This window comes from Herbaspirillum sp. WGmk3 (assembly GCF_023952535.1).
GTDB lineage: Bacteria > Pseudomonadota > Gammaproteobacteria > Burkholderiales > Burkholderiaceae_D > Herbaspirillum > Herbaspirillum huttiense.
Genome location: NZ_JAKYWT010000002.1, coordinates 1,133,292 through 1,151,920, shown reverse-complemented (window position 1 = coordinate 1,151,920; position 18,629 = coordinate 1,133,292). Strand labels below are relative to the sequence as shown.

Annotated in this window: 19 protein-coding genes; 10 read left to right on the top strand and 9 right to left on the bottom strand. The window is 62.1% G+C overall.

The genetic code is table 11. The annotated features are described in order from the left end of the window. Positions 1 to 10 precede the first annotated feature (10 nt). Positions 11 to 463: a carboxymuconolactone decarboxylase family protein gene (locus tag MKD49_RS11100; protein WP_252696292.1), complete on the bottom strand. Its 453-nt coding sequence runs from the start codon at positions 461 to 463 to the stop codon at positions 11 to 13. A gap of 98 nt (positions 464 to 561) precedes the next feature. Next, on the bottom strand, positions 562 to 2,034 hold the full coding sequence (locus tag MKD49_RS11095; protein ID WP_252696291.1) for a PLP-dependent aminotransferase family protein: 1,473 nt from the start codon (positions 2,032 to 2,034) through the stop codon (positions 562 to 564). A 96-nt stretch (positions 2,035 to 2,130) separates the two neighbouring features. Here MKD49_RS11095 and MKD49_RS11090 point away from each other — a divergent pair, with 96 nt between their 5' ends. Together MKD49_RS11090 and MKD49_RS11085 are read left to right on the top strand one after the other, a co-directional pair. Beyond that, positions 2,131 to 2,616: a GNAT family N-acetyltransferase gene (locus tag MKD49_RS11090; protein WP_252696290.1), complete on the top strand. Its 486-nt coding sequence runs from the start codon at positions 2,131 to 2,133 to the stop codon at positions 2,614 to 2,616. Then, on the top strand, positions 2,613 to 3,239 hold the full coding sequence (locus tag MKD49_RS11085) for an FMN-dependent NADH-azoreductase (protein WP_252696289.1): 627 nt from the start codon (positions 2,613 to 2,615) through the stop codon (positions 3,237 to 3,239). The genes MKD49_RS11090 and MKD49_RS11085 overlap by 4 nt, the downstream gene beginning before the upstream one ends. Before the next feature lie 275 nt (positions 3,240 to 3,514). On the opposite strand, the gene MKD49_RS11080 is transcribed toward MKD49_RS11085, so the two are convergent. After that, on the bottom strand, positions 3,515 to 4,042 hold the full coding sequence (locus tag MKD49_RS11080) for a hypothetical protein (RefSeq protein WP_252696288.1): 528 nt from the start codon (positions 4,040 to 4,042) through the stop codon (positions 3,515 to 3,517). A gap of 355 nt (positions 4,043 to 4,397) precedes the next feature. Here MKD49_RS11080 and MKD49_RS11075 point away from each other — a divergent pair, with 355 nt between their 5' ends. The 8 genes from MKD49_RS11075 (at position 4,398) to MKD49_RS11040 (ending at position 13,217) form a co-directional block, all read left to right on the top strand. After that, positions 4,398 to 5,048, top strand: a complete 651-nt coding sequence (locus tag MKD49_RS11075) for a hypothetical protein (protein WP_252696287.1) — start codon at positions 4,398 to 4,400, stop codon at positions 5,046 to 5,048. 219 nt (positions 5,049 to 5,267) lie between these two features. Continuing rightward, positions 5,268 to 5,723, top strand: a complete 456-nt coding sequence (locus tag MKD49_RS11070) for an Hsp20 family protein (protein WP_134135119.1) — start codon at positions 5,268 to 5,270, stop codon at positions 5,721 to 5,723. A 258-nt stretch (positions 5,724 to 5,981) separates the two neighbouring features. Next, on the top strand, positions 5,982 to 6,350 hold the full coding sequence (locus MKD49_RS11065) for an Hpt domain-containing protein (RefSeq protein WP_134222026.1): 369 nt from the start codon (positions 5,982 to 5,984) through the stop codon (positions 6,348 to 6,350). A gap of 237 nt (positions 6,351 to 6,587) precedes the next feature. Next, a complete protein-coding gene (locus tag MKD49_RS11060; RefSeq protein ID WP_252696286.1) occupies positions 6,588 to 8,030 on the top strand; it encodes an efflux transporter outer membrane subunit in 1,443 nt (480 codons plus the stop codon). Beyond that, on the top strand, positions 8,027 to 9,103 hold the full coding sequence (locus MKD49_RS11055; protein WP_252696285.1) for an HlyD family secretion protein: 1,077 nt from the start codon (positions 8,027 to 8,029) through the stop codon (positions 9,101 to 9,103). The genes MKD49_RS11060 and MKD49_RS11055 overlap by 4 nt, the downstream gene beginning before the upstream one ends. Then, positions 9,100 to 11,847: a ribosome-associated ATPase/putative transporter RbbA gene (gene rbbA, locus MKD49_RS11050; RefSeq protein WP_252696284.1), complete on the top strand. Its 2,748-nt coding sequence runs from the start codon at positions 9,100 to 9,102 to the stop codon at positions 11,845 to 11,847. Before MKD49_RS11055 ends, rbbA begins: the two co-directional genes overlap by 4 nt. A 1-nt stretch (position 11,848) precedes the next feature. Next, the gene (locus MKD49_RS11045) at positions 11,849 to 12,985 is read left to right on the top strand and encodes an ABC transporter permease (RefSeq protein ID WP_252696283.1); all 1,137 of its coding nucleotides are present in this window, start codon (positions 11,849 to 11,851) and stop codon (positions 12,983 to 12,985) included. A 67-nt stretch (positions 12,986 to 13,052) separates the two neighbouring features. Next, a complete protein-coding gene (locus MKD49_RS11040) occupies positions 13,053 to 13,217 on the top strand; it encodes a hypothetical protein (protein WP_157845743.1) in 165 nt (54 codons plus the stop codon). 7 nt (positions 13,218 to 13,224) lie between these two features. Here MKD49_RS11040 and MKD49_RS11035 read toward each other — a convergent pair whose 3' ends face one another. From MKD49_RS11035 to MKD49_RS11010, 6 genes are all read right to left on the bottom strand, one after another. Further along, on the bottom strand, positions 13,225 to 13,410 hold the full coding sequence (locus tag MKD49_RS11035) for a hypothetical protein (protein WP_252696282.1): 186 nt from the start codon (positions 13,408 to 13,410) through the stop codon (positions 13,225 to 13,227). Further along, entirely contained in the window at positions 13,407 to 14,012 is a 606-nt protein-coding gene (locus MKD49_RS11030) for a hypothetical protein (protein ID WP_252696281.1), read from the bottom strand. The genes MKD49_RS11035 and MKD49_RS11030 overlap by 4 nt, the downstream gene beginning before the upstream one ends. Then, a complete protein-coding gene (locus tag MKD49_RS11025) occupies positions 14,009 to 14,629 on the bottom strand; it encodes a T6SS effector amidase Tae4 family protein (RefSeq protein ID WP_252696280.1) in 621 nt (206 codons plus the stop codon). The genes MKD49_RS11030 and MKD49_RS11025 overlap by 4 nt, the downstream gene beginning before the upstream one ends. After that, on the bottom strand, positions 14,626 to 15,177 hold the full coding sequence (locus tag MKD49_RS11020) for a PAAR domain-containing protein (protein WP_252696279.1): 552 nt from the start codon (positions 15,175 to 15,177) through the stop codon (positions 14,626 to 14,628). The genes MKD49_RS11025 and MKD49_RS11020 overlap by 4 nt, the downstream gene beginning before the upstream one ends. Before the next feature lie 205 nt (positions 15,178 to 15,382). Then, positions 15,383 to 17,698 (bottom strand): DNA topoisomerase IV subunit A, encoded by a 2,316-nt coding sequence (gene parC / locus MKD49_RS11015; RefSeq protein ID WP_252696278.1) that lies wholly within the window; start codon positions 17,696 to 17,698, stop codon positions 15,383 to 15,385. Between the two features lie 33 nt (positions 17,699 to 17,731). After that, on the bottom strand, positions 17,732 to 18,628 hold the full coding sequence (locus MKD49_RS11010; protein ID WP_252696277.1) for a lytic transglycosylase domain-containing protein: 897 nt from the start codon (positions 18,626 to 18,628) through the stop codon (positions 17,732 to 17,734). Position 18,629: the final 1 nt, after the last annotated feature.

Genomic DNA, 18,629 nt, shown 5'->3' with positions numbered 1-18,629 from the left:
CACCAACGCGTCAGGCGCGTGCTGCCTGTGGCGGCATGCGGCCGGGTATGGCCAGCCGGTTCATGGCATTCATCAGCGCGATGGCGATGCTCAGTTCGCTGTACTCCTGTGCGGTGAAGTGCTGGGTCACGGCCTGGTAATCCGTATCCGGCGCGGCCGTCTGGTCGATGCGCGTGACCACTTCGGCCCAGGCCAGCGCGGCCTGCTCGCGCGGGGTAAAGAGCGGGCCGGCTTCCTGCCAGACCGGGACCAGCACCAGCTTGTCGACCGGCATGCCGCTGCTGAGAAGGTCACGCGAATGCTTGTCGATGCAGTAGGCGCATCCGTTGATCAGCGACACCCGCAAAAACACCAGCTCCACCAGGTCGGCGGGCAGGCTGCATTGCTTGAGATGACGGTTCACGGCCAGCAGGCCGTCGTAGGCGGCGGTGGCATTCTTGTAGAGATCGATGCGGGCGGACATGGGGACTAGCTCCTGGATGTGATGGAAACGAGTCGCCATCATGCACCTGCATGGACCAGTCGATAAGTGCCAAGAATGGTGATTTGCACTAGTCCATGTCAGACCGGTGCCAGCAGGGGCAGGATACGCCTTGCCAGCTCGGCGGCACGGCGGCGGCTGTCGATGTTGGTGAAGCTGAGCATGATCATCGGTGGCACTCCGGGGCGCGGTGCCAGCAGGCATTCCGACAGGGCGCGGCTGAACATGCCGTGCTGGCGCATCTTTTCCGCCAGCAGCCGGTCCGAGCGGCGGCCCTGCAGACGCAACAGCAGATGCATGCCGCCGGGCGGCGAATCGATCCGGACATGGGAATGCAATACGCCTTCCAGACCGGCAATGGCCACGGTACGGCGCTGGGCATACAGGCGCCGCATGCGCTGGATGTGGCGGGCAAAATGCCCCTCGGCCATGAAGTCGGCCACGATATGCTGCGTCAGGGCCGGCGCGGCACCGGAGAAGAGCTGCGCACTCTGCCTGAAGCGCTCCACTTGCGATTGCGGCACCACCAGGTAGGCCAGGCGAATGGCCGGGAACAGCACCTTGCTGAAGGTGCCGGCATAGAGGACGCGGTCCTCGCGGTCCAGGCTCTTGAGTGCGGGCAAGGGGCGGCTGACGTAGCGGTATTCGCCGTCGTAGTCATCTTCCACGATCCACGCCTGCTCACGCGCGGCCCATTCCAGCAAGGCCAGGCGGCGCGGCAGCGACAGGGCCACGCAAGTCGGGCTCTGATGCGCTGGCGTCACCACGGCTGCGCGTGCGTGGGCGGCATGGCGCTGGCCGTACTCGACCTGCATGCCGTCGGCGTCCACCGGCACGCCGGCCAGTTGCATGCCGGCTTCGCGCAGCAGGGCGGCGGTCGGGGCGTAGCCGGGGTCTTCCACCCAGATCTTGTCGCCCGGCTGGAGGAGGGTGCGGGTGATCAGGTTGAGGCTGTCGCGATAGCCGGAGGTGACGAAGACCTGTTCGGCGCGGCAATCGATACCGCGTGACAATTGCAGGTAGCGCGCAATTTCCGTTCGCAGCGCCATCAGTCCGGCCGGGGAGGGATAGAGCATGTCGGCGGCTTGCGTGGCCCGCGCTGCGCGTGCGGCCAGGCGTGCCCAGATCTTGCGCGGAAAGGCGTCCAGCGCCGGGATGCCCATCTGGAAGGGACGCGGGCCTTTGGGTTCGGCCTGTCCCTCTTCCGGCAGGAGAGGATGGCGCGCGGCCACAGGCAATGTCCGCGAAGGAGCCGCCGTTGCCTTGCTGGCCGCTGCCTGCACTGCCGGGCGGACCCCGGCGGCGATCACTGTGCCGGCTTGTCCGCGCGCCTCCACGTAGCCTTCGGCGGCGAGCAGCGAATAGGCGGCCTCTACCGTGCCGCGCGCCAATCCCAATTCGGCCGCCAGTGCGCGTGCCGAGGGAATCCGATCACCCGGCCGCAGCAGTCCGTCAGCCACGGCGCTGCGCAGGCGTGCGTAGATCTGGCGGTAGTACGCTTCGCCGGTGCTGCTGTCGAGGCGGATCAAGGATGAGGGAGGCAGGGAAATCATGGACCAGTCGAAATGTCATTTCTTGGATCTCCCGATTATGCCATCGGCTCATTAGGATGAAGCTCTTTCCACTCTGATCGCATCGACCCTTTTACCATGGATCCAGTTTCCGAAATCACTCCTGCGCCCGACTGGCGCCTCACCGACGACGCGCTACGCCACGCCGATAGCGCCTCCGACCAGCTAGCCTGTTTTCCCGTGATGCACGAACTGCGTCCGCACCTGCGCGACAGCGACGAGTTCCTGCAGCGCATCGGCCGCGCCATCCCGCAGGGCTACCGCATCCTGGCCGCCTGGGATCAGGGAAAGGTCGTTGCGCTCGCCGGTTACCGCTTCCAGGAGAACCTGGTCTACGGTCCTTTCCTTTATGTCGATGACCTGGTGGCGGCCGGTACTGAGCGCGGCAAGCGCTGGGGCGAACGGCTGCTGGCTGCGATGGAGGAGGTGGCGGCCCAGGCCGGTTGCGTGCGTCTCGTGCTCGATACCGGCATGGCCAATGCGCTGGCACAGCGCTTCTATTTCCGCCAGGGCATGCTGACTGGCTCACTGCGCTTCGGCAAGGCTATCGGAGCTGTCGCATGAAGATTCTGCATCTGCTTGCGTCGCCGCGGCAGGAGGCTTCGAATGCCTGGTGGCTGTCCCGTCAGATCGTCGAGCGCCTTGGCGCACAGCATCCACAGGCCGAGGTCATCCTGCGTGACCTGTACGCCAGCGGCATCGGGCATGTCGATGCTGTCTATGCCGATGCGCTGGGCTCCCCCTTTGCCTTGGACGGCAGTGATGCGGGGCAGGGCACGCTGGCCCTGTCGGACCGTCTCATTGAAGAACTGGAGCAGGCTGACCAGGTGGTGATCGGCACGCCCATGCACAACTACACGGCGCCCTCGGTCCTGAAGGCCTGGATCGATCACGTGGTGCGGGTGCGCCGGACCTTTGCCATCACCCCGGATGGCAAAGCGGGCCTGCTGCGTGACCGGCCGGTGCATGTGGCGGTGGTCTCCGGCGGGCGCTTCACCGGCGCGTCGGCGCGGCAGCCGGATTTCCTCACGCCCTATCTGAAGGTGGCGCTGGCGACCGTCGGGCTGCATGACTTGCGTTTTACGGTCATGGAGGGCCTGGCAGCGGGCGCGCAGGCGGTGCGCAACGAGCGCGAGCGTGTTGCCTTGGAGCTGGATCGGCAATTTTCAAGGGGCTGGCAGACGTAAGACGCATTCGAAATACGGTGACTCTTATGCGACGGGTCGCATTGCAATGTAAAACCCGGCGATCAAAAGCAGTGGAACCAGCAGAGCGGAGACGACCAGAAGGATGGTCGATATGGTCCGATGGTGGAACCGCTTTTCAAGATGAAGGACCGCAACCGAGACCTGAAAAAGAGCGACAACATAAAGAATCCATGAGGCATCTTCTGTTGTTGCCATTGTGGCGAGGAAGGCTTTCAGCACGTCTTCTATGTCTGGTAGTGATTTGATATTCCGATTTACTGGCTCTTGACGTCGATCGGCCCGGTATTTTCACAAGTGGGAAGGGTATCGTAACCGAGATAGAAATACAGGCTGTGAAGCTTGCGCGGGCCATCGAGCAGCTCAAGGTTGATTCCTTCAACACCCGTACAAATCAGAATCTTGTAGTGCTTGCGCTGGGCGATTGCGATGAAGCTGCTGTTGGCCGAGCGCCTGACCTGCTCAGCGTTGATGATCGCGATGCCCTGTCCTGTCTTGATGCCAGGACTGATGTGCCTGCTCATGCGGTAGTGCATCACTGTCTGCTCTGCCATGACATCATCCACTGGTTCAGCTTGCTTGAACTCATTTGGTTTGAGCCAATGGCAAGCTGACGGGTTATCAGACGGATCAGCACAAAGTGCAATCCTGTGAATTGCCGTCAGAGGGGCGGTCGTGTAGAGGCTCAGGCCGCTCTTTTCTTGCTTGTAGAAGCCGATGTTGATTTGCGCTTGTGCCAGTGCGGGGATAGTTAGCAAGCAGATGATCGAGACCAGGTTCACCATTTTTTTAGTACCGTTATTGGATCAAGCGGCTATCCGATCTGCTCTGTGTACTGATGGAAGCGCCCTTAAGTTTTCTTCAAGAATTTGCAAGACACATTTGGATACCGAGGAAGCTTGCTCAACGGGTCGCATCGCACAGTAAAAACCGATGATAAGGCCAAGTGATGGGGCAGTGAATGGAATCTCTGGAATTGCTTTAATAGATGACAATCAAGTTCCCCTTTTTATGTCGGTTGTTTTGAATAGGAGGTGCGCTTCCTGATCTTGCCGGACCTTTTAGACAGGTTCAGCAAAACGTCAGGCTAATGCGAGAAGATGTGCGACAGGACGATGCCGCATCCTTCTGGGAGAAAAAATGAACAGCAAATTGAGGGCTGATTTTTTATTGTTAGCTTTTGTTGCGGCCCTAATCACCTGCAATCAAACTGCGCTGGCAGTGATGCCACCACTCCCGATAAAACAGCCAGAAGTTAGTGCTGAAGAAATATGGGCACAAGGGGCGTGGAAGCCGCCATTTCCATTCACCCCCGATGATATTCAAGAAAAATTGATACAAGTGTTGCGGACACCCGCTGACGATCTGTCGAAAGAAAAAATCGAAAAGATTTTTGATATGACGATTCAGAATTCAGAAAAACTATATCCTGCGTCACTTAATGCTGACAGCAGGTGGTACAAGGTTTTTAGCAATGCCACCGTCGACTGGTATTTCGGAACGGGAATTACTGTTGTGCCCAAAGCCAGCTATTTCGGATTTGATTGGTGGGGCCGCGGAAGGTCTCCTTATCCCTACGTGGTACCTATGTGTCTGGATGCTCGTTCGTTGGCGGAAAAGATCGCATCTCTGAATTTGGGTTGGATTGAGAAAAAGTCCGATCCATTCCATACGCCTCACTTCGATGCCTATTTGTTTTATAGAAAAGAGGGAGAGCGCATATTGATAAATTATTTGCCTCTCACAAGGTGCATGATCAGTTTCGACCTTTCGGTCATGACCCACCACTAGGACCTGTTCATCCTGACTGGTAACAAGTACGCACGCGAGCGAACGTGATTAATGGAATGCGGCAACGAGTTGCAATGAGGAAAAAGCCGGGATAGAGAACCTTCAATTTTTTCGAAAAAATCCCTTGAAAACCAAAATCCCCATCCCTAGATCGGTACCAGCAGATGCTCGACGTTGAGGTCTGCGACGAAAACATCGCTTAACTGAAAGGATATTTTTATGCGTACTTTTGATCTCTCCCCCCTGTACCGTACCGCTATCGGCTTCGATCGCCTGGCCCAGATGTTCGACAACGCCCAGCGCGCTGATCAGCCCAGCTATCCGCCGTACAACATCGAACTGGTGGCCGAGGACAAATACCGGATCACCATGGCCGTGGCTGGTTTCGCCCGCAGCGAAATCGACATCGAGACCGAAAACGAAACCCTCAAGATCACCGGCCGCAAGCAGAAGGAAGACAAGCAGGTCAACTTCCTGCACCGTGGCATCGCCGCCCGTGACTTCGAACAGCGCTTCCAGCTGGCCAACCACATCAAGGTGGTCGGTGCCAATCTGGAAAACGGCCTGCTCAACATCGAGCTGGTCCGTGAAATCCCCGAAGCGCTGAAGCCGCGCAAGATCGAAATCGGTGCCGCCGAGGACAGCAACATCCAGCGCCTGGAACGCGCTGCCTGATCGCTTCACTGCAGCAGGGTGCGGCCTTCGTCTGCAGGGCCGCACTTCCATCAACCGCTCGTCTCACCGGGCGGTTTTTTGCGTGCGTCACCACGGTTGTGATTGACGACAGTTACCTGCTTGGTTACGTTACACACTTCACCGTACTTCAGTCACCGCTCACGACCCGGCGCGCCCGTACGCCGGACCAGCTGCTCAAAACAAATTGGCACAGGAGCAATATCTTGCGTATATTGCGTCGGCCACAGGGAGAAACGCGTGAACGACCACCGATACCAGCACATCAACCCCGAACCCTTGCTCGATGCCATGGGTGGCGATGCCGCTGCCTGCCGCCACATGTTCGGCACCTTCGCCCAGAGCGCTCCCGCCACCTTCGACCGGCTGGCGCAAGCCATCCGCGCCGATGACGCAGCCCAGGTCAAACGCGAGGCACACAGCCTCAAAAGTATGACCGCCCTGGTCGGGGCCGGCGTGCTGACCGAACTGCTCAAGAGCGTGGAAACCCAGTCCCGCGCCGAACCGCCCCAAAGCGCCCAGCCGCAGCTGCCCGAATTGCAGAGCTTGTTCACCGCCGTTGCCGCCGAAGTGCGCCATTACGTCGACCAGGTCGGCGTGGCGCAATAAAGCCACGCTGCCCGGCGCGTCTTTCCGCATTTTTCGCACTTTTTGCACTTCCCCCGCAGACGCCTTCTCTCAGGCCTCCCCCCCGTCACATTCTTCATAAATTACCGACTCATCAGTCAGTAACCTGACGTACATCAATCGGGTTTTCAGCAGGGCTCTTCATAATGTGGTCACTCAAGACGAAGCTTTTGACGAAGCTTTCCGTCGCTCCATTTCCTGCCGATGCCGAGAATCACGATGTGCGAACCCTCTCTGCGAATCCGTCCCTTGCTGGCTGCCTTGCCGCTCCTGCTGGTGGCCTGCCAGTCGATGGCGCCGGATTACCAGCGGCCCGCTGCACCGGTGGCGGCGCACTATCCGCAGCAGGCCGATGGCGCGGGTGAAGCCGCACCGGCACTCGGCTGGCAAGCCTGGTTCCGCGATCCGCAACTGCAAGCCCTCATTACCCAGGCTCTGGCCAACAACCGCGACCTGCGGGCAGTGGCCTTGCGGGTCGAGGAGGCGAGGGCGCTCTACGGCATCCAGCGCGCCGACCTGTTTCCCACCGTTGGCGCACAGGCAGGCCTGGATCGCTCGCGCACTCCGGCCGACCTCAACCTGACCGGACGCCCGCTGGTCGGCAGCGCCTATCAGGCCGGCGTGGGCCTGAGCACCTGGGAGCTGGACCTGTGGGGCCGCCTGCGCAGCCTGGATGACGCCGCGCTGCAAACCGCGTTGGCCAGCGAAGCCACCCGCCGTGCCGCGGCCCTGAGCCTGGTAGCCCAGGTGGCCGATGCCTGGCTGGAGCTGGCCGAGATCGACGAACGCCTGGCCATTGCCCGCGATACCATCGCCAGCCGGCAGGAGAGCTATCGCATCTTTGCGCGCCGGGTCGAGGTCGGTGCCACCTCGCGCCTGAACCTGACCCAGATCGAAACCCTGCTCACGCAAGCCCAGGCCTTGGGCGCACAACTGGAGCAGCAACGCGCACAACGTCTGAATGCACTCACGCTGCTGGTCGGTTCGCCGCTGGAGCTGCCAGTCGGCCAGGCGCGGCCGGCACTGGAGTCTGCGTTCCCGGAGCTGCCGCCCGGCACGCCCTCGCTGCTGCTGACCCGCCGCCCCGACGTGGCCGCTGCCGAGCACCGCCTGCAAGCGGCCAATGCCAACATTGGTGCGGCACGCGCGGCCTTCTTTCCCGGCATTTCGCTCACGGGCAAGCTCGGCACGGCCAGCGCTGAACTGAGCGGATTGTTCCGCGATGGCAGCCATGCCTGGAGTTTCTCGCCCAGCCTGTCGCTGCCGATCTTCACGGCAGGCCGCCTGCGCAACAACCTGAACTTGGCCGAAGTGCGGCGCGACCTGGCCGTGGCCAATTACGAAAAAACCATCCAGTCCGCCTTCCGCGACGTCGCCGATGCGCTGGCCGCGCGCCAGTGGCTGACCCGCCAGCTGGCCATTGCCGAGACGGCTGTGCAAGTGCAGACCGAGCGGGCGCGCCTGTCCACGCTGCGCTATGACAACGGCGCTGCGCCTTTCCTCGACGTGCTGGATGCCCAGCGCGACCTGCTGAGCGCACGCCAGCAACGGGTGCAGATCCGGCGTGCGCTGCTGTCCTCGTCGGTGGCGCTGTATGCGGCGCTGGGTGGCGACAGCAATGCGCCTGCGGCTTTCCCCCTTTCTTCCGGACCCCGACCATGACGCTCCCTCACGCCAAGAAACCCCTGCTGGCCGCCGCGCTGGCCGTGCTCCTCGCCGGCGGTGCGGCCTATGCCTGGCTGCGCCTGCACCACAGCGGCCCCGGCGAGGGATTCGTCAACGGCAACGGCCGCATCGAAGCCACCGAAGTGGATGTGGCCACCAAGCTGGGTGGCCGGGTCGATGCCATCCTCGTCAATGAAGGCGACTTCGTCAGCGCCGGCCAGCCGCTGGCCCGCATGCAGGTACTCTCGCTGGAAGCCCAGCGCGACGAGGCCCAGGCGCGCCAGCAGCAATCGGTCTCGGCCGTGGCCAGTGCCGAGGCCCAAGTGGCCGTGCGTGAGAGCGATCATCAGGCCGCGCTGGCCCAGGCCGCGCAGCGCGCCAGCGAGCTGGATGCGGCACGGCGTCGCCTGGCGCGCTCGGAGGTGCTGGTCAAGGAAGGCGCCTCCTCGCTGCAGGAAGTGGACGATGACCGTGCCCGCGTGCTCAGCATGGAAGCCGCCGTCACCGCCGCCAAGGCACAAGTGACCGCCGCCCAGGCCGCCGTCGCTGCCGCACGCACCCAGGTCAGCGGTGCGCGTGCTACGGTCACGGCCGCTGTGGCCACGGTCCAGCGCGTCAAGGTCGACATCGACGACAGCACGCTCGTGGCCCCGCGCGCCGGACGCGTGCAATACCGCATCGCTCAGCCGGGTGAAGTGCTGGGCGGGGGCGGCAAGCTGCTCAACCTGGTGGACTTGAGCGATGTCTACATGACCTTCTTCGTTCCCGAGACCGTCGCCGGCAAGCTGGCGCTGGGTGGCGAGGCACGCATCGTGCTGGACGCCGCCCCGCAATACGTGATCCCGGCGCGTATTTCATTCGTGGCCAGTACCGCGCAGTTCACGCCCAAGACGGTAGAGACCGCCAGCGAGCGGCAGAAGCTGATGTTTCGCGTCAAGGCGAAGATCGATCCGGCGCTGCTGCGCCAGCACCTGACCCTGGTCAAGACCGGCTTGCCCGGCGTGGCCTGGGTGCGGACCGACCATGCGCGTGACTGGCCCGCCACGCTGGCGGTGAAGGTCCCGCAATGACAGAGAGCCTTGGCCAAAGCCTGGTGGCGCGCCTGTCGGGCGTGTCGCTGCGCTATGGCCAGAAGCCGGCCCTGCAGGCGATCTCGCTGGAAATTCCGGCCGGCTGCATGGTCGGCCTGATCGGGCCGGATGGCGTGGGCAAATCCAGCCTGCTGTCGCTGGTGGCCGGTGCCCGTGCCCTGCAGGAAGGGGACGTGGAGGTCCTCGGTGGCGACATGCGCCGGGCCGCGCATCGTGAAGCGGTCTGCCCGCGCATCGCCTACATGCCGCAGGGTCTGGGCAAGAATCTGTATCCGACGCTGTCGGTGGAGGAGAACCTGCAATTCTTTGGCCGCCTGTTCGGCCAGTCCGCGCAGGAGCGCCGCCAGCGCATCGATACGCTGACCGCCGGCACCGGCCTGTCGCCTTTCCTGGCGCGGCCGGCGGGCAAGCTCTCCGGCGGCATGAAGCAGAAGCTGGGATTGTGCTGTTCGCTGATCCACGACCCTGACCTGCTGATCCTGGACGAGCCCACCACCGGCGTCGATCCGCTCTCGCGTGCGCAGTTCTGGGACCTCATCGCGCATATACGCCAGCAGCGGCCCGGCATGAGCGTCATCGTGGCGACGGCCTACATGGAAGAAGCCGACCGCTTCGATTTTTTGGTGGCCATGGATGACGGCCAGGTCCTGGCCACCGGCACGCCTGCCGAGCTGCATGCGCGCACCGGCACGGCGGCACTGGAAGAGGCCTTCATTGCCTTGCTGCCACCCGATAAACGGCGCGGCCACCAGCCCGTGCAGGTGACACCGCTGGACCCGGCGCGGCAAGCCGAGTTCGCCATCGAAGCGCGCGGCCTGACCATGCGCTTCGGCGATTTTGTGGCGGTGGACCATGTGGACTTCCGCATCCGGCGCGGCGAGATCTTCGGATTCCTGGGCTCCAACGGCTGCGGCAAATCCACCACCATGAAGATGCTGACCGGCCTCCTGCCTGCCAGTGAAGGCCAGGCTTGGCTGTTCGGCCAGGCCGTCGATCCGCGCGACATGGCTACGCGGGCGCGTGTGGGCTACATGTCGCAGGCCTTTTCGCTGTATGGCGAATTGAGCGTGCGCCAGAATCTGGTGCTGCATGCACGGCTGTATCGCGTGCCGCAGGAGCAGATCGCGGCGCGCACCGACGAGATGGCGCAGCGCTTCGGCCTGCAGGAGGTGATGGACAGCCTGCCCGAAAGCCTGCCGCTGGGCATCCGCCAGCGGCTCTCGCTGGCCGTGGCGATGGTGCACAAGCCGGAGCTGCTGATCCTGGATGAACCGACTTCGGGCGTGGACCCGATCGCGCGCGACCTGTTCTGGCAATTGATGATCGATCTCGCGCGGCGCGACCAGGTGACGATTTTCATCTCCACCCATTTCATGAACGAGGCCCAGCGCTGCGATCGCATTTCGCTCATGCACGCCGGGCGCGTGCTGGTCAGCGCCACGCCGGAGGAGCTGATCCGCCAGCGCGGGTCGGCTACTTTGGAACAAGCCTTCATTGGGTACCTGGAAGAAGCGGCCGGGAAGGGCGCAATGCCGCCTGCGCCTGAAGTAAAAGTCACATCGGCCCGGAACCCCGCGCCAGCTGGCGATGGCCGCCTGCGCACCAGCCTGGGCCGCGCCCTCAGCTACAGCCAGCGCGAAAGCCTGGAACTGCGGCGCGACCCGGTGCGCGCCACCCTGGCCTTGCTGGGCACGGTGATCCTGATGTTCATCATCGGCTATGGCATCAACCTCGACGTGGAAAACCTCAGCTATGCCGTGCTCGACCGCGACCAGACCAGCCTGAGCCAGAACTATGCGCTGAACCTGTCGGGTTCGCGCTACTTCATCGAGCAGCCGCCCATCCGCGATTACCAGGACCTGGACCGCCGCATGCGCAGCGGCGAGATCTCTCTGGCCATTGAAATCCCGCCCGGCTTCGCCCGTGACATCGCACGCGGCAAGCCGGTGGAAGTAGGGGCCTGGGTCGATGGTGCCATGCCCACGCGCGCCGAGACCGTGCGCGGTTACGTGCTGGGCATGCATCAACTGTGGCTGGCCGACATGGCCACGCACCGGCTGGGTCAACGCCTGGCGCAGCCGGCCACCATCGAGACGCGCTATCGCTACAACCCTGACGTCAAGAGCCTCCCGGCCATGGTGCCGGCCATCATCCCGCTGCTGCTGATGATGATCCCGGCCATGCTGACGGCGCTGTCGGTGGTGCGCGAGAAGGAGCTGGGCTCCATCCTCAATCTCTACGTCACGCCGGTCACGCGTACCGAATTCCTGCTGGGCAAGCAGCTGCCTTATCTGGTGCTGGGCATGCTCAATTTCGCCATGCTGACGCTGCTGGCCGTGACCGTGTTCGGGGTGCCGGTCAAGGGCAGTCTCTTCACGCTGACGCTGGCGGCGCTGGTGTTCATCATCTGCTCGACCGGCTTCGGGCTGCTTGCCTCGACCTTTACGCGCAGCCAGATTGCCGCCCTCTTCGTGACCATGATCGGCACCATCATTCCCTGCGTGCAGTTCGCCGGACTGTTGAATCCGGTCTCTTCGCTTGAAGGGATGGGTGCGCTGATCGGACAGGTCTATCCGGCCACGCATTTCCTCACCATCAGCCGTGGCGTGTTCAGCAAGGCGCTGGCGGTGGGTGACCTGGGGGCCTCGTTCTGGCCGCTGGTGCTGGCCGCACCGGTGATCCTGGGGTTGTCGGTGTGGCTGTTGAAGAAGCAGGAGCAATGAGATGCGCCGCGCGCCTGCCAGCCTGTCCAACATTTTTCGTCTCGGCGTCAAGGAACTGTGGAGTTTGCTGCGCGATCCGGCCATGCTGGTGCTGATCGCCTACACCTTCACGCTCTCCATCTATGTGGCCGCCACGGCCATGCCGGAGAGCCTGCACAATGCGGCCATCGCCATCGTCGACAATGATGGCTCGCCGCTGTCGGCGCGCATTGCGTCCTTGTTCTATCCGCCGCATTTCAAGGTGGCCCGGCTGGTGACGGCGCGCGAGGCTGATGCCGGGCTCGATGCGGGCGACTTCACCTTCGTCTTGGACATCCCGGCGGATTTCCAGCGTGACGTGCTGGCCGGGCGCGCGCCGGCGGTCCAGTTGAACGTGGATGCCACGCGCATGAGCCAGGCCTTTACCGGCAACAGCTACATCCAGCAGATGGTCAGCAACGAGGTCACGCAATTCGTGCGGCGTAGCGAGGCCGCTGGCGATGCGCCGGTGGGACTGGCCTTGCGCATGCGCTTCAATCCCAACCTGGAGCAATCCTGGTTCGGTTCGCTCATGGAGATCATCAACAACGTCACCATGCTCTCCATCATCCTGACGGGGGCGGCGCTCATTCGCGAGCGCGAGCACGGCACCATCGAACACCTGCTGGTGATGCCGGTGAGTCCGGCCGAGATCATGCTGGCCAAGGTGTGGGCGATGGGCTCGGTCGTGGCACTGGCGGCCTTGATGTCTTTGCTGCTGATCGTGCGGGGCGCCTTGCAGGTGCCCATCGAGGGCTCGCTGGCGCTGTTCATGCTGGTGACGGTGCTGCATCTGTTTGCCACTACCTCGATGGGCATCTTCATGGCCACGTTGGCGCGTTCGATGCCGCAGTTCGGGATGCTCACCGTACTGGTGCTGTTGCCGCTGCAATTGCTGTCGGGCGGCTCCACGCCGCGCGAGAGCATGCCTGTACCGGTACAGGACATCATGCTGGCCGCCCCGACGACGCATTTTGTCGCGGCGGGGCAAGCCATACTGTACCGGGGCGCTGGCCTGGAAGTGATCTGGCCGCAACTGCTGGCCATCCTGGCAATTGGCCTGATCCTGTTTGTAGCTGCACTGGGCCGGTTCAGAAAGACCATCAGCCAGATGGCGTGATGGAGGAGGGCACGCGCAACTGCGCTGCCCACATGACTAGCGATGCAATCAACCGGGAGCAATCACCATGGACTTCAACAGCCCCTCTACCTGGATACCGCTCATCAGCATTGCGCTGCTGCTGATCGGCTACGGCCAGCGCGCGCAACGCTGGGCACCTTATTGCATGCTGGCGGGGGCGTTTGGATTGCTGGGGGTGTTGGTGTATCGGGTGTCGGTGGCGATTGGGTGACGAGTTTTCAAGAGCCGGCATCACCATAGGCTTCGCTGATGGCGCGCAGTGCCAGCAACGCGGCAGGGAGGTCATCCGGACTGTCCAGTGACTCCACAGCGGCCTTCAGGTACTCGATGGCCAGTACAGGGTTCGCGCGCAGTTCGGCGATTTCACGCTCGTGGTGAGAAACCGCAGCCTTGATCTTGTTCATGGTTGACTCACTGATGTAGCCTGTTGCTGGCATAAATCATTTAAATAATATTTCCGGTCATCATTGGCAGGCGCGGGGCCTTGCAGATCTTCGTTCGGGAGTCGCTTGAAAGAAGACCAATGTTTCCGTGGCAGTGATACGAATCCGCTTTGGCACAGGGCTGGAATCACTTGCGGGTTTTCGCCACAACGCAGGTCATTGTTGATGACACAGCGTTCAGCCTCGGCGATGCCCAGTGCGGGGAGTGGGTCCTCTGAAATCACCATGAGGCTGTATTCGATATCCGGGAAAACCTGCTTGCCATGCAGTCTCCAATATTTCTCATGAAGGCTGCAGGCATACATCGCGAGGGCCGGTAGCAGGACGGTGGCTGCCAGTGCCACGGCAACCAGCATGGTATTGGCGACCGTTTGCCGTGTCTTTTTGAGCAGAAGATGGCCGATAAGGGGAAATGTGATGGAACATCCCAGCGCCCACAGCAGCGGGTCGTCCGGGCAACTTTCTCCGCAATTCGTAATGAAGGCGGTATTGAGCGCTCCCGCTGCAGTTCCGCATGCAATGCCCACAATACTAAGTAATGGAGGTGCAAAGCAGCTTCTCATTTGATCTCCCAAAAAAGAATTTGGGTCGCCTTGCCCAGATCCGAATAAATCAGGCCGTTGTCGAAACCTAGCGTAAATCTGCTGAATGTCGTCAGCCTTGCCCTGAGGCTACCGCTACCTGTCGTCAACCTGTGGCCATTCCAGAGATCGATATGATCGCCGGTGGGCTGACTTTCTTCAGTGCCGTTACGGTTTGTTCGACGCCAGTAATCCTCGAAATAGACGATCCCCGTCTTTTCCTTTATTCGCTCTTGCCAGTCAGTGCCTTTGATGTCGACGGGTTTGGTACAACCTACAAACGGCTGGAGTTTGAGCCATTCTGCAAGCTCTCTGGCTCGTAGCAAGTGATCTGTATGGCCTTTGAACCAGCATTTCCCCTTGCTCGGATAGGATTTGAAGGTCACACCGACTTTCTTTAAAGCGACACCTACGCGAATAGCACACTGGTCGCTAAATGCTGGCTTCCCATCCTGTTCTTTTCCATCGCAAGGACTTCCCCCTGGATAAGAGGCCCACAGTTCGGAGAACCTTACCGAAGGAGCCTCAACCCTGCACACTGAATCCTTGATTGAGTTGGTACGTACCTTTCTCTGCTGCACCAGCTTTTTTTCTGTCATGACGCGCTCCTTTGACTCTTTGCCAGAGCATCGTCTCCCCATAAAACTGTGTATTCATCTTCCTCATAAGTATCGATTCGAGGAAGTAGTCCATTAGCCAAAATACGGCCGGAGAATCTGCGGCCGTCAGTTGTTTCGATGTGGTATGGAACCCCTTCTATCGTTGGTGCGACGATGTGCAGTTGTTCGTCGTAGCGCTCGTCGGGAGGACAATGCGCGGTGATACCGGTCCACTGCCCATCGGCATTGCGGAAGTATTGTTCAGCGATAGTTTCTCCGCCGCTATTTCCTACGCCATCGATGTCGTTAAGCGAGGAGAGGCATGGACAGCCCCCACTGGTTTTCATGCCATGAATAACCTGCGCACGTCCATTAGTTAGCGTCGAGCGCACGAACCCTTGCGCAATGACGCAATTCTTGGGGCAAGCCATTCGCGCACCGACGAACGCATAAGCGCGTCCATGACTGCGACAGGTAGGGTCGCCCTCGATAACCGTTGCGCCGCAAGCGGCCCGGTCGCCTTCACGAATCCATCCGATGATTTTCATTTTGCGCTCCTCGCTTTCAACAATGAGCGCGCATTCTCCCCAGCAGGCGTTGGCTCTTCCACGCCAACACCCAAAACTCCACCCCGCATTCGAAATGCTTCGACCACCCCTTGCCCACGAAGCAATCAGTTGTGCAAGCCATCAAAAAAATCGCCCCCTGCCAAACTGCGCAGGGGGCGACTTCACCGCAAAAAGAAACCGGGTATCAACCCTGCGAACGCAACCCCGTCGCCTTGATGCGCGATTCCAGCACGCGGCCCTTGCGTGCGCGCTTGCCCACGTGCGCCAGCAGCTTCTCGCCGCTCAAGGCAATCTCCTTGGGCTTGCTCATGTTGCCGGTGCCATGGACCACGACGCCCTTCTGGCTGATGGCCTGGGCGGCGACCAGCTTCTCGTTCTTTTCCAGCTCCATCAGGTTCACGCCACGGCCACCGGAAGACAGCGTCTTCATCTCATCGAGGCCAAACACCAGCAGGCGGCCATTGGCCGACACGCAGGCCACGGCGCTGGCATCGGCCGCCACCGGCGTCGGTGCCAGCGGCAGCGCACCTTCATCGAGCGTGAAGAAGCTCTTGCCGCCCTTGACGCGGCCAAACATGTCGGACGCCTTGGCAATGAAACCAGCTGCCGCATCAGAGGCCAGCAACAGCGTGGTATCGGCCGGACCGGCAAAGTAATGCTGGATGCTGCTGCCGCTGGCCAGTTCGATCAGCGTGGTCACAGGCACACCATCGCCGCGCGCGTTGGGCAGCGCGTTCACCGCAATCGTGTAGACCCGGCCGTTGGAGCCGAAGGCCAGCAGGTTGTCCACGGTGCGGCATTCAAACGCGCCATACAGGCTGTCACCGGCCTTGAAGGTGAACTGCGCCGCATCGTGGCCATGGCCGGTGCGCGCGCGCACCCAGCCCTTCTGCGAAATGATCACCGTCACCGGCTCATCGATCACCTTCTGCTCGAAGGTGGCGCGCTCGGCTTCTTCGATGATGGTGCGGCGGGCATCGCCGTAGGTCTTGGCGTCGCCTTCGATTTCCTTGATGACCAGACGCTTCATCGAGGACGGATTGTCCAGCAGGTCCTGCAGCGTGGTCTTCTCGCTGCGCAGTTCGGCCAGCTCCTGCTGGATCTTGATGGCTTCCAGTCGCGCCAACTGGCGCAGGCGGATTTCCAGGATGTCTTCGGCCTGGCGGTCGGAGAGCTTGAAGGCGTCCATCAGTGCCGGCTTCGGTTCGTCCGATTCGCGGATGATCTTGATGACCTTGTCGATGTTCAACAGCACCGCTTCCCGGCCTTCCAGGATGTGGATGCGGTCGTTGACCTTCTGCACGCGGAACTGCGTGCGGCGCGTCACCGTGTCGAAGCGGAAGCTGATCCACTCGGTGAGGATGTCGGTGAGGTTCTTCTGGCGCGGACGGCCATCGCCGCCGATCATCACCAGGTTCAGCGAGGCACTGGTCTCCAGCGAGGTCTGCGCCAGCAGCGTGTTCATGAACTCGGTCTGGTCCTGGTTCTTGGACTTGGGCTCAAACACCAGGCGCACCGGCGCTTCGCGGCCGGACTCGTCGCGCACCGCATCTAGCAGGCCCAGGATGGTTGCTTTCTGCGCCTGCTGTTCAGGCGTCAGTGACTTCTTGCCCAGCTTCAGCTTGGGGTTGGTCAGTTCTTCGATTTCTTCCAGCACGCGCTGCGAGGAAACACCCGGCGGCAGTTCGGTGATGACCGCCTGCCACTGGCCGCGCGCCAGGTCTTCGATCTTCCAGCGTGCTCGCACCTTCAGGCTGCCACGGCCGCTCTGGTACATCTCGGCGATGGTCGACTTCGGCGTGATGATCTGGCCGCCACCGGGGAAGTCCGGGCCGGGGATCAGTTCCATCAGTTCGGCGTGCGTGATCTTGGGATTGCGGATCATCGCCACGGCCGCCTTGGCCACTTCGGTCAGGTTGTGCGAGGGGATTTCAGTGGCCATGCCCACGGCAATGCCGGAGGCGCCGTTCAACAGCAGGAAGGGCAGGCGCGCCGGCAGGAGGCGCGGCTCTTCGGTGGAGCCATCGTAGTTGGGCTGGAAATCCACCGTGCCCATGTCGATTTCATCGAGCAGCAGTTTGCTGATGGGGGTCAGACGGGCTTCGGTATAGCGCATCGCCGCTGCGCCATCGCCATCGCGCGAACCGAAGTTGCCGTGGCCGTCGATGAGAGGATAGCGCAGCGAGAAATCCTGCGCCATGCGCACCAGCGCGTCATACACCGACTGGTCGCCGTGCGGGTGCAGCTTGCCCAGCACGTCGCCGACCACGGCGGCGGACTTGCGCGGCTTGGCCGCCGAGTTCAGCGACAGTTCGTTCATCGCATAGAGGATGCGGCGCTGTACCGGCTTCTGGCCGTCGGCGACATCAGGCAGGGCGCGGCCCTTGACCACCGAGATCGCGTAATCGAGATAGGCGCGTTCGGCGAAGGTGGACAGCGTCAGCGATTCGCCATCGGGCGCAGCCGGGGCTTGGTCAAACAGGGTCGGTTGATCGGTCATGGAGCTTGTCTTGTTGTGTTCGTATTGACTGGGTTAATCGTTGATGGCGGGCTCGCGCGGGGGCAGCGTCACCTTCAGGCGCGCATTGCCGCCGGCATTGGCGTTGCCGCGCTCGCCTGCGGCCAGGCGCAGCGCGCCGGCGGGCCGGTACAGTTCATAGAACCGCGACACCAGCCGCACATAGCCCTGTGTCTCGGGATAGGGCGGGATCTTGTTGCCATACTTCTGCACCGCGCCTTCCCCGGCGTTGTAGGAGGCAATGGCCAGTTCCACGTGCTGCGGGAACATCGCCATCAGATCGCGCAGATAGCGCGCGGCCAGGCGGATGTTGATCTTCGGATCGGTCAGCTTCTGGTGCAGCGTCTTGCGGCGATCCCCCTGCAGGCCGTAGCGCTCGGCCGTATCGGGCAGGATCTGCATCAGGCCCACCGCGCCCTTGCTGGAGACGGCCGTGGCATTGAAGCCGGATTCGGCCGTCATCACCGCCTTCAGCAACGCCGCATCCAGACCGAATTCGCCGGCCGCTTCGGTGAGCAGGTCGTCGTACTTGCGCGCATCGCGATGAGACAGCATGGTCCGCACGAAAGGCGGATCGGCCGGCGTCACCGCTTCCTTGCTGCCGGGATGGTTGAGCAGCGATGCACTGCTGGCCATGAGCTTGTCCGGGTCGTCCAGGGTCTGGGCATAGAAGTGCACCGCGCCATCGGCATCGGTGTACCGGTACACAATGGTCTTGGGCTTCTTTGCGGCGGCAGCCGTACCGGTACTGTCCCGGCCACTGTCCGCTGCTTCCACCCGCATGTGCTGTACACCATCGGCATCGGTGTACCGGACCACTTGCTGCGACTGTACCGGTCCGGCACAGAGCAGCGCCGCCGCACCCAAAAGGGAGGCGAGAGCGCTGGTGTGCAGGAACGCGGGGCGGCGCATG

Excerpts from the sequence above, each read along its gene's own strand:
- MKD49_RS11100 (WP_252696292.1), bottom strand. The coding sequence starts at position 463 with ATGTCCGCCCGCATCGATCTCTACAAGAATGCCACCGCCGCCTACGAC.
- MKD49_RS11095 (WP_252696291.1), bottom strand. The coding sequence starts at position 2,034 with ATGATTTCCCTGCCTCCCTCATCCTTGATCCGCCTCGACAGCAGCACC.
- MKD49_RS11090 (WP_252696290.1), top strand. The coding sequence starts at position 2,131 with ATGGATCCAGTTTCCGAAATCACTCCTGCGCCCGACTGGCGCCTCACC.
- MKD49_RS11085 (WP_252696289.1), top strand. The coding sequence starts at position 2,613 with ATGAAGATTCTGCATCTGCTTGCGTCGCCGCGGCAGGAGGCTTCGAAT.
- MKD49_RS11080 (WP_252696288.1), bottom strand. The coding sequence starts at position 4,042 with ATGGTGAACCTGGTCTCGATCATCTGCTTGCTAACTATCCCCGCACTG.
- MKD49_RS11075 (WP_252696287.1), top strand. The coding sequence starts at position 4,398 with ATGAACAGCAAATTGAGGGCTGATTTTTTATTGTTAGCTTTTGTTGCG.
- MKD49_RS11070 (WP_134135119.1), top strand. The coding sequence starts at position 5,268 with ATGCGTACTTTTGATCTCTCCCCCCTGTACCGTACCGCTATCGGCTTC.
- MKD49_RS11060 (WP_252696286.1), top strand. The coding sequence starts at position 6,588 with ATGTGCGAACCCTCTCTGCGAATCCGTCCCTTGCTGGCTGCCTTGCCG.
- MKD49_RS11055 (WP_252696285.1), top strand. The coding sequence starts at position 8,027 with ATGACGCTCCCTCACGCCAAGAAACCCCTGCTGGCCGCCGCGCTGGCC.
- rbbA (WP_252696284.1), top strand. The coding sequence starts at position 9,100 with ATGACAGAGAGCCTTGGCCAAAGCCTGGTGGCGCGCCTGTCGGGCGTG.
- MKD49_RS11045 (WP_252696283.1), top strand. The coding sequence starts at position 11,849 with ATGCGCCGCGCGCCTGCCAGCCTGTCCAACATTTTTCGTCTCGGCGTC.
- MKD49_RS11040 (WP_157845743.1), top strand. The coding sequence starts at position 13,053 with ATGGACTTCAACAGCCCCTCTACCTGGATACCGCTCATCAGCATTGCG.
- MKD49_RS11035 (WP_252696282.1), bottom strand. The coding sequence starts at position 13,410 with ATGAACAAGATCAAGGCTGCGGTTTCTCACCACGAGCGTGAAATCGCC.
- MKD49_RS11030 (WP_252696281.1), bottom strand. The coding sequence starts at position 14,012 with ATGAGAAGCTGCTTTGCACCTCCATTACTTAGTATTGTGGGCATTGCA.
- MKD49_RS11025 (WP_252696280.1), bottom strand. The coding sequence starts at position 14,629 with ATGACAGAAAAAAAGCTGGTGCAGCAGAGAAAGGTACGTACCAACTCA.
- MKD49_RS11020 (WP_252696279.1), bottom strand. The coding sequence starts at position 15,177 with ATGAAAATCATCGGATGGATTCGTGAAGGCGACCGGGCCGCTTGCGGC.
- parC (WP_252696278.1), bottom strand. The coding sequence starts at position 17,698 with ATGACCGATCAACCGACCCTGTTTGACCAAGCCCCGGCTGCGCCCGAT.
- MKD49_RS11010 (WP_252696277.1), bottom strand. The coding sequence starts at position 18,628 with ATGCGCCGCCCCGCGTTCCTGCACACCAGCGCTCTCGCCTCCCTTTTG.